This is a genomic window from Mesorhizobium sp. B2-1-8 (genome assembly GCF_006442545.2).
GTDB lineage: Bacteria > Pseudomonadota > Alphaproteobacteria > Rhizobiales > Rhizobiaceae > Mesorhizobium.
Window position 1 is genome coordinate 4,625,105 of the sequence record NZ_CP083952.1, and the last position, 9,349, is coordinate 4,634,453.

At 61.2% G+C, this 9,349-nt stretch carries 8 protein-coding genes and 1 pseudogene; 4 read left to right on the plus strand and 5 right to left on the minus strand.

Annotated elements, in window-relative coordinates; translation table 11 throughout:
• Positions 1-82 precede the first annotated feature (82 nt).
• Positions 83-1,276 (plus strand): MFS transporter, encoded by a 1,194-nt coding sequence (locus tag FJ970_RS22775; RefSeq protein WP_140755564.1) that lies wholly within the window; start codon positions 83-85, stop codon positions 1,274-1,276.
• A 125-nt stretch (positions 1,277-1,401) separates the two neighbouring features.
• A pseudogene (locus FJ970_RS22780) lies at positions 1,402-1,719 on the plus strand (IS5/IS1182 family transposase); the annotation flags it as partial.
• A gap of 70 nt (positions 1,720-1,789) precedes the next feature.
• Here FJ970_RS22780 and FJ970_RS22785 read toward each other — a convergent pair.
• Entirely contained in the window at positions 1,790-2,800 is a 1,011-nt protein-coding gene (locus tag FJ970_RS22785) for an alpha/beta fold hydrolase (protein WP_140755566.1), read from the minus strand.
• 586 nt (positions 2,801-3,386) lie between these two features.
• Here FJ970_RS22785 and FJ970_RS22790 point away from each other — a divergent pair.
• Positions 3,387-4,016 carry a hypothetical protein gene (locus FJ970_RS22790; protein WP_140755568.1) on the plus strand — a complete coding sequence of 210 codons (630 nt, stop codon included), beginning with the start codon at positions 3,387-3,389 and terminating at the stop codon, positions 4,014-4,016.
• Positions 4,017-4,055: 39 nt separating this feature from the next.
• Here FJ970_RS22790 and FJ970_RS22795 read toward each other — a convergent pair whose 3' ends face one another.
• Together FJ970_RS22795 and FJ970_RS22800 are read right to left on the minus strand one after the other, a co-directional pair.
• Positions 4,056-4,448, minus strand: coding sequence for a hypothetical protein (locus FJ970_RS22795; protein WP_140755570.1), 393 nt, complete (start codon positions 4,446-4,448; stop codon positions 4,056-4,058).
• Between the two features lie 70 nt (positions 4,449-4,518).
• Positions 4,519-5,205 (minus strand): D-lyxose/D-mannose family sugar isomerase, encoded by a 687-nt coding sequence (locus FJ970_RS22800; protein ID WP_140755572.1) that lies wholly within the window; start codon positions 5,203-5,205, stop codon positions 4,519-4,521.
• Positions 5,206-5,391: 186 nt separating this feature from the next.
• Here FJ970_RS22800 and FJ970_RS22805 point away from each other — a divergent pair, with 186 nt between their 5' ends.
• Positions 5,392-6,450, plus strand: coding sequence for a D-TA family PLP-dependent enzyme (locus tag FJ970_RS22805; protein WP_140755574.1), 1,059 nt, complete (start codon positions 5,392-5,394; stop codon positions 6,448-6,450).
• A 4-nt stretch (positions 6,451-6,454) separates the two neighbouring features.
• Here FJ970_RS22805 and FJ970_RS22810 read toward each other — a convergent pair whose 3' ends face one another.
• Both FJ970_RS22810 and FJ970_RS22815 read right to left on the minus strand, forming a co-directional pair.
• Positions 6,455-7,216 carry a heme ABC transporter permease gene (locus FJ970_RS22810; RefSeq protein WP_140755576.1) on the minus strand — a complete coding sequence of 254 codons (762 nt, stop codon included), beginning with the start codon at positions 7,214-7,216 and terminating at the stop codon, positions 6,455-6,457.
• 112 nt (positions 7,217-7,328) lie between these two features.
• On the minus strand, positions 7,329-9,101 hold the full coding sequence (locus FJ970_RS22815; RefSeq protein ID WP_140755578.1) for a glucan ABC transporter ATP-binding protein/ permease: 1,773 nt from the start codon (positions 9,099-9,101) through the stop codon (positions 7,329-7,331).
• Positions 9,102-9,349 lie beyond the last annotated feature (248 nt).

The window sequence follows — 9,349 nt, forward strand, 5'->3', positions numbered from 1 at the left end:
AAAAAACGACGCCCGCCAGAGCCTGCCCGATAAAGGGTCGAGCCGCCGGCGCAATGCCCCTACAGCAGAGCTGGGCGTGATAATGGAACTGGCCATCAAAGCTCAAGTTCTGCCAGCCACGTCGACCCTTGCGGATTGGCTGCGGGTTGTCATCGTGACCGCCGGCACCTTCACAATGGTGACCAGCGAATTCCTGCCCGTCGGTCTCCTCACCCGCATCGCCACGGACGTGCATCGAACGCCTGGCGAACTCGGTCTGATGGTGACTACGCCTGGCCTGACGGCGGCCTTCGTGGCCCCCCTGTCCGCGGTTTTGCTCCACAAATTCGACCGCCGATTAATTCTGGTCGGCTTAACACTCCTTATAGCGCTGGCCGACCTCCTGGTGGCCTCGGTAAGTGACTTCTCCATGATCCTCCTGGGGCGCATCATGCTGGGCGCCGCCGTTGGCGCGTTCTGGTCCTATTCGGCCGACGTTGGCAGGCGTCTGGTCGCTCCACAGGATGGCAACCTCGCGGTCGCGATCATTCTGGGCGGCATTTCGATTGGCACAGTTGTTGGGGTTCCGCTCGGCGCCCTCCTCGGCGACCTTGCCGGGTGGCGGTTCGCCTTTGCGTCGGTAGTGGCCATCGGCGCCGTCGTAGCTGTCCTCCAGCTCTTTGTTCTGCCGCCCTTGCCCAACAATCAGGGCGACGGGAAACTCGATTTCGCGGGGCTGTGGAGAGTTCCCGGCTTGAAGATCGGGTTCCTGGCGATTACGCTGGTCGTACTAGGCCATTTTGCTGGCTACACCTATCTGGAGGATTTTGTTCAAGGGGCCGCGAAGCCGACGGCCGCACAGTTGAGCTGGATCCTCGCCGCCTATGGTGCGGCGGGTCTTTTCGGAACCCTTGCCGGCGAGCGATTGACCCGGCAAACGCCAAGGTTCGCCTTGCCGATCGTCGCCGCCTTGCTTGCGGGGGCACTACTCTGGTGTCTGAGCATGCCGCATTCCTGGCTTGCCATCCTGGCGCCGGTGATGTTCTGGGGGGCGGCGTACGGAGCCTTGCCGGTTTGCTCGCGGATTTGGCTGTACAGAGTGGCACCAAGGCAGGCCGAGTTGGTGTCGGCCTTCTACGTCACTGTCTTTCAATTCGCGTTGGCAGCGGGCGCGTTCAGTGGCGGTCTGATCGTCGACCGCGCTGGCATTCCAGCGACCCTGGCTTACGGCGCGGCCGCAGCGGTCATCGGCTGCGTGATCATGCTTATCACTTCCAGTCCACGGGCTCCCGCCTGAGCCGGATGTGCCGGCCCGTGGAGCGAGGCTGCGAACCCTAAAAGTCACCGCCTGAGGTACCACAGCTTGCCGCCGAGCGACCAATCGGCCAAGTTTCGATCGGATTTCTTGCCGATGAGGCAATAGCAGGACAAGCACACGACGACAGACCGCCCACGCATTGCATGACCGTCTCGGTCCGCGCATGATTGCGCTGGCCAACAAGGCTACGACGCCGACCGCATCCGAGAGTTGACCCATGACCAAGGCGCCACGCCCAACATACCTCCGAAGGACAATCGCCGCTGGAAGCACTGCTTCAGCAAACGATTCGACCGCGAGCGCAACCTGATCAACTTCTCCAAGCTAAAGCACTTCCGGGTTGCCAACCGAGACGAAAGGCCCGCCGCCAAATTCGTCGCGATGTTTAACTCGCCTCAGTGCGGCTGTGGCCCCGCGTATGAATCTACGGTCTAACTAAGCTAGACTGGCATCGTAGCGCCGAGGGTTGGAAACACCACGAACGGCGCGGTCTTAGGCCTTTAGCTCGCGATTCATGATGTCGGCGACAGCCTGGGGATCATCGACCTGGGGCCAATGCCCGAGAGGCAACAAACTCGTTTTGGAGCCCGGGAATTGCTTGCCGAAATCAGCGGCCACGTCCGTGTTCAGATACGGATCGTTCGCGCCCCAAATGATGCTGACGGGGACCTTGAGTTTGACCAGGTCGGCCACGCGCTTGTCATTGGCCGCGACCGCCGGGTGCAGGCCGCCGGTCATCGCCATGAACGCTGGGCCTGCGCTTTCCTTTTGGGCGAAGTTCGCGTTTACTATGGGCTGCAACACAGTGTCGAATCGCGCCTGGATGGCGGGCGTCGATTTGGCATTGAAATTGTGGTTCTGGAAGGTGAGGAGCCATTCCCGCTTTTTCTTATCGCTCATGATCGCGACGGCCAACTTCTTAAGGCCGGGATCGGCGCAAAGCTCGATCAACTCGGGGAATTTTAAGTTCGGGGCATCTGCGTAGAAAGTGTTGAGCAGCACGATTGAGGATATCTTGTCCGGGTGATCGAGCGCGTAGTTCAACGCGGAAACCCCGCCAGCGTCGTGTGCCACTGGGACCACGTTGTCCAGTTTGAAATAGTCGACTACCGCTTCGATATCCGCCTTTTGCTGGTCGAAACTGTAGGCGTAGCCGGCCGGCTTGTCCGACGCGCCAAAACCCATGTAGTCGAACGCGACGATGTTCTTGCCCGAGGCGGCCATGATCGGTGCGATGCCGTCGTATATATGCAGGTTGTCTGGAAAGCCGTGCAACATCACCAGTGTGGGGCCTTTGCCGACATACTGGCGCGCATAGATCGTGTTGGCGCCCCGTGGAACCCGATGCTCCAGGAACTGCGGTGCCGCAGCGGGCTCAGCGACTGAGTGACGCCCGCTAGCGGCCCAACCGAGCCCGGGGACAGCCGCGAATGCCGTCCCGCCCAACGCACCGATTAGAAAAGCACGCCTTGAACTCACGAATCGTTCGACTTGGATTTCCATGGTCACAATCTCCGCTACGGTAAGACGAGGCAAGGAGCGGCAAAGAACGTCCCGGCCGTTTCCGGCCCTACGTTAAATACCTAAAACTCCGATTTCTCGGACAAAGCGGCCATAATTGGGATATTCCAAGGGCAAATTCAACGGATCGAAGCACAGTCGGCCGAAGCCTCCATACGAAGGGAAGCACGCGAATGGTCTTTGAATGAATCTTCCCCCCTAAGCAGCAAACGGGCGATCGGAACGAATGGCCGCTTTCGGGACGGCTCACTTTGCCGCATTGCCGCCGTTCAGCACGTAGAACTGTAGAACTATAGGGAGGTTCATGCATACATTCACAACCAGGGAGGCACACGCGCCAAGAGGTCGATGCCTACTCAAATTTTTTCTAAACCGAATCTAATGTCCCAATTTGTCCCATAAGGCCACGCAATTCGGGGTGAGGCGCGACCCAGAAAGTTCGAAAAGCTTCCAGGTTCCCCAGCCAGATTCCATAGCACCAGTCACTCCGACCCTCGGTATTATTTGATGGCCGCGGGCGCGTTCCACTGGCTAAGCTCTGTGAGAATTTCCTGCATAAGGTCGCCTGATGGTCACTGACACCGAGTTCATCCGCGAAAGCATCAGCCAAGGCTGCGTGATTCTTGCCGATGGCGAGTTCTTCATCGACAGGTTGGTGAAGTATATCGGCAACGGGAGGGTCCGATGGCACGTCGAATTTCGTGGACATCGAATCGACCTGACGACCGGCCAGCTCAAGAAGCAGCCTACGTTCCGAAGGAAGATGCTCGAACAGGCCGGCGTGCTGCCGCCGCAGCGTACCGGGGCCGGTTACAGGCGATGGGCCATCGATCTGAGGAAGAACGCCATCGAGCTTCCTTGGCGGGATAGACCGGTCGATGCCGGTTTCGCCGTCGATAGGCTTGTCAGCCATGGGGGCGACCGGTGGATGGTTGAATACCAAGGCAAGGCAATCAAATTCACGACGACCAAACTGCGCAGGCAAACCAGTTTCCGCAAGAGGATGCTGCTCAAGGCTAAGGTGCTGCCGCCCCAACTGGACCCGGTTGCCTTTCGGAAGTGGGTGGACTGGCTGATTCAAAACGCCACGGAGGCCGCGCCGCAGGCCAGCGAAGCCTTGATGACCGAGAAAAGTTGGCTTGACGACCTGCCGGAGCTAGCCGGCTGGCAAAAAGAAGCGCCGTCCGAAAGCGACTAACAGGGCGTCGGCCACCCTCCCCGGGCAGCCAATTACCATTCATGGAATGCTGAAGGGCACCGAGTCCGCAACCGTTCCGTCGATGGCCAAATCAACACGATAGGTGCCCGCCGGCCATCCCGCCGTGGGTTTGGTGAGTTGTGAATCAGCCTCGTTGTTCGCTCCGACGTCGAGGTCGACCTTGTCGATAGTATAGTTTTCCGGTGCCGCACCGTGGGAATCGACCGAGACCCAGGAGAATGTGATTTTCGATGTGGGCGCGATATCCACCAAATCGGCCGACACATAAATCACCGGTGTGTCGGCAGGGAAATTGCTCTGAGACGTTTCCCCGTCCTTCGTCGCGGAAAGGACAATGTTATCGAAGCCGGCCGCCTGGGCCGGCAAGCTGAGGGCCGCCAAGGCGGCAATGGCAACTAGAACTGATTTCAAGACCTACTCCTCGGACTTGGTTAGTGGCCCCGCAAATCAGGGGGCGAAGCGGCGCTTTGGGCGGATGTCCTCAGCCCAGCCATTTGTCGTAGTCAGCCACCAGCAGGTGCAATGGCGGCGTATCTTCCTCGATATCCGCGAAACGGCCGATCGGCTCGCGGAAGACATTGTCGGTGCGATCGTCATTGACGGTCGACACCTCGCCGATCAGGACATCCTTGCCCTCGGCCCAGAAGGCGTGCCAGACGCCGGGCAAAAGCGTGACGCTCTGGCCGGGATCTAGCTTCAGTAGCCCGCCAGCCGGCAGCCGATGGATAGTTCCGTCGACGGGCACCGACACTTCGGCCCTGGGATCGATACCGCCGTCGCGATCATGCATGAACAGTTCAAGCACCAGCTTGCCGCCGCCGCGGTTGATGATGTCCTCGGCCTTGATGTTGTGACGGTGCATCGGCGACATCTGGTCCTTGCGCGAGATCATGATCTTTTCGGCATAGAGCATGCCCATGCCCTTCTTCATGTCCTCGTAGCGGCCGTTGCGAACGGTGAACAGGAACAGGCCGAGATCGTCGAACTTGCCCTGGCCGTAGTCGGTGATGTCCCAGCCGAGCCGTGAGGTGAAGATGGCCGAGGAATCGACCTGGCGCGCCTTCATCTCTTCCGGCGACCAGTAGGCGAAGGGCGGCATGATGTAGCCGAACGAGCGGATGAAAGCGTCGGCTTCGCGGATGATGTCGTTGATGGCGGAGCGTTTCATGATCGGGACCCTTCGTGTCGATTTTTCCGACAAATCGCATAGCCGAACGCCGGGGCGGTGTCGATCCATCTTGCCTGTTCGAGCCTTGCACGCTCTCGCGCATGGCCCACCGATCCGGCCCGCTGGCCGCGTGACATCACGCGCTTTCGGGCTCATAACCCGCGCGAACTGCACGGGATATAGCCAATGCCGACCATCCATGATCTCGATACGCCGTCGATCCTCATCGATGCCGCACGCGCCGAGGCCAACATCGCCCGCGCACAGGCCCATGCCGACAAGAACGGGCTGAAGCTCAGGCCGCACATCAAGACGCACAAGCTGCCTTACTGGGCGAAGAAGCAGATGGCGGCGGGTGCGGTGGGCATCACTTGTCAGAAGATCGGCGAGGCCGAGGTGATGGCCGACGCCGGGCTGACGGATATCTTTCTCCCCTACAACATTCTTGGCCGCGCCAAGCTCGAACGGCTGAAGGCCCTGCATGGCCGGGTGACGCTGTCGGTGACAGCCGACAGCGCGCAGACGCTGGAAGGGCTCGCCGCCACCTTCACCGATGCCGGGCACCCGCTATCGGTATTGGTCGAATGCGACACCGGCATGGGACGCTGCGGCGTGCAGACGGCCGATGAAGCGGTTGCGCTGGCGAGAGTGATCGACAAGGCAGGCGGGCTTACGTTTGGCGGGCTGATGACCTATCCGGCCGCCGGCCGGGCAGTGGAGGCCGAAGCCTGGCTTGCCGACGCCAAACAGGCGCTGGCCGCTTCAGGGCTCGCCTGTGAGCGCATCTCCAGCGGCGGCACGCCTGACATGTGGCGTTCCCCCGATGCCTCCGTCGTCACCGAATATCGGCCCGGCACCTATATCTATCTCGACCGCTACCAGGTCGCCAAAGGCGTCGGCGGCCTCGACGATTGCGCGCTGACGGTGCTGGCAACCGTGGTCAGCCATCCGACAGCGACGCGCGCCATTCTCGATGCCGGCAGCAAGGCGCTGTCCAGCGATACGCTGGGGCTAAAGGATTTTGGCGAGTTGATGGGCGTCCCGGGAGCGCTGGTGACGGGCCTGAGCGAGGAGCACGGCACGGTCACGCTTGCCGGCGATGGCAAGGTAAGCATCGGCGAGCGCGTGCGTGTCGTGCCGGACCATTGCTGCGTCGTCACCAACCTGTTCAACGAGATCAATCTGATCGATGGTGAGACGGTGCTGGAAACGCTGCCGGTGGCAGCGCGCGGACGGATGGGGTGAATTTTTAGGCCGGCCTCTCGGCCTGCCGTGCCGCTACCCTGCGCATGGCAATAACTCGCCGGCGCCGGATTTCGGTGCGCATCGCCATCAGATGCAGCGTAAAGAACAGCACGGTAAAGCCGACGGCCATCACCAGCAGCGGCCAGAGTAGGCTGGGATCGATGGTCGGACCATCGAGCCTGAACACTGAAGCCGGCTGGTGCAGCGTGTTCCACCAGTCGACCGAGAATTTGATGATCGGAATGTTGATGAAGCCGACCAGCGTGATGATGGCGGCGGCCCAGGCGGCGCGGCTGGCATCGTCCAGCGCACGGGTCAGCGCGATGATGCCGAGATACATCAGGAACAGCACGAAGACCGAGGTCAGCCTTGCATCCCAGACCCACCAGGTGCCCCACATCGGCTTGCCCCAGATCGAACCGGTGATCAGCGCCAGAGCGGTGAAGACGGCACCGATGGGGGCGGCTGATTTGAGCGCGACATCGGCTAGCGGATGGCGCCAGACCAGCGTGCCGAGCGCAGAGAGCGCCATCAGCGTGTAGCACATCATGGCGAGCCAGGCGAAAGGCACATGGATGTACATGATGCGCACCGTGATGCCTTGCTGGAAATCCTCGGGCGCGGTGAAGCTCATATAGAGGCCGACCGCGAGGATGAGCGCGGCGAGCGCCGCCAGCCACGGCACAAGCCTGTCGGCCAGCCCGACGAACCGCGTCGGATTGGCGAGATCGGTCCAGCCGCTCAGGCGTGAGGTGGTGTCACTCATGCGACTTTACATAGACCGCCGACGCGTTTGGGGCAATCGAGCGGCGGTGTCGCAGGCGTAGAGGCGTCTTCCTTCCCCCTGTGGGTCCCCTGTGGGAGAAGGAAAAAACTGCTCAGGCTGCCTCGCCCTGCACCGAGCGGCTGAGGCGGCGGACTTCCTCGTCGTTGAGCAGGCCGCCGGCGCGCAGCAGGCTGGCGAAACGGCCGTTGCGCAGCGACAGCTCGGCGAAGCCACCCATCTCGACCACCTTGCCCTTGTCCATGAACACGACCAGATCGGCGTCGCGAACGGTGGTCAGGCGGTGGGCGATGATGAAGGTGGTGCGGTCGCGGCGCAATTCATCGATCGCTTCCTTGACGCGATCCTCGGTCTCGACGTCGAGCGCGCTGGTCGCCTCGTCGAGCACCAGGATCGGAGCATCCTTCAGCACGGCACGGGCAATGGCGATGCGCTGGCGCTCGCCGCCCGACAGCTGGCCGCCACGTTCGCCGACCACCGTGTCGTAGCCATTGCTCTTGGCCAGGATGAAATCCTGCGCCGCGGCCGCGGCGGCGGCGGCATGGATCTCGTCGTTGGTCGCGTCGGCACGGCCGACCCGGATGTTGTCCTCGATCGAGCGGTTGAGAAGCCCGGCATCCTGGAACACGGTGGCGATCGAATGGCGCAGCGACTTGCGGGTCACGGTGCGGGTGTCGATGCCGTCGATCAGGATACGGCCGCTGGACGGCGAGAAGACGCGCTGCAGCAAATTGATGAGCGTGGTCTTGCCCGCACCCGTCGGCCCGACAATGGCGACGGTCTGGCCAGCCTGGACCTCAAAGGATACATCGCTGACGCCCTGCCCCGAATTGGGGAACTCGAAGCTGACATCCTCGAAACGGACATGACCGGTGACGTTGGCAAGGTCGCGCAGGCCGTCCGGCTCGGCGGTGTCGGCGGCCGAGTCCTCGAGGCGGTAGAAGTCCTCGAGCTTGGCGCGCGCCTCGGAAATCTGAGTGGTGAAGGCCGACATCTGGTCGAGACGGGCGATCAGCATTCCGGCAAAGCCGGTGAAGGCGACGACGTCGCCGACGCGGAGCTGGCCACGGGTCACGAGATAAGCGCCGATCGACAGCACGATCATCATCGAGATGGTCGAGGACAGGCGGTTCAGCGCATTGGCGATCGCCCACCAGTCGAGCACAGGATTCTGCGCGTCGAGCAGCCCCTTGACGTAGCGCTTCAACGCCGCGGTTTCATGGCCGATGCGGTTGTAGCTCTGCAGCACGGCGACATTGCTGACGCTATCGGTCACATGGGCAAACACGGTATGATAGTGACGCTCGACGGCGGTCTGCCCCGACTTGGTGCGGCGCATGACGATACGGCCGATACCAACGTAAAGCACGCCGAGGCCAAGCAACACAATGGACATGCGGACATCCATCGCAAGCGCGGTCGGCACCAGCAGCACCAGCGCAATGGCCGTCGAAAGATGCACGCGCATGAATTCGAGCCACAAGCTGAAAAGGGTTTCGACGGCGCGCAGCAGCGTGTGCAGCGAATTGGACGTGCCGCGTTGGTGATGCCAGGCGAGCGGCATGGTGATTACGCGCTCGAAGGACTGGCACAATACCTCCGAACGACGGGCATGGGCGAAGCGGTCGGCGCCACGCGCCACCAGCACGAAGGCTATGACATTGAAGAGACCGAGAGCTGCCCAGACCGCGAGCGTCGAAAACACCGGACCTTTTTCAGAAATAGCGCCGATCACCCGGCCTAAAAGGATCGGCTCGAGGATGGCTATGGCTGCAAGCGCGACGTTGGCCGCACAGATCAGCGCGACGCGCTTCTTGTCGGCAGCCAGATACCCCAGCGCTCTCCAATAGATCTGCAGAAGTGACACTTCAGCTACTCCGCCAACTTTCTATTGTGCCCAATACCAATATTGTGCACTGCACCATTTCCTGACACGTAACGGTTGATGCGTCGCAAAACAATGCCCGTCTATCGCTTCCGTTCCCATTTAGCGAACAAAAGATAACGACGATACGAAATCTGACGTGATCACCTAACGGTTTGAGATAAAAGGTGAAATGTCAGCCTTGCGGCAAAATCATGGCAGCCGTCGAGCAGTGCCACATTTTTAATCAC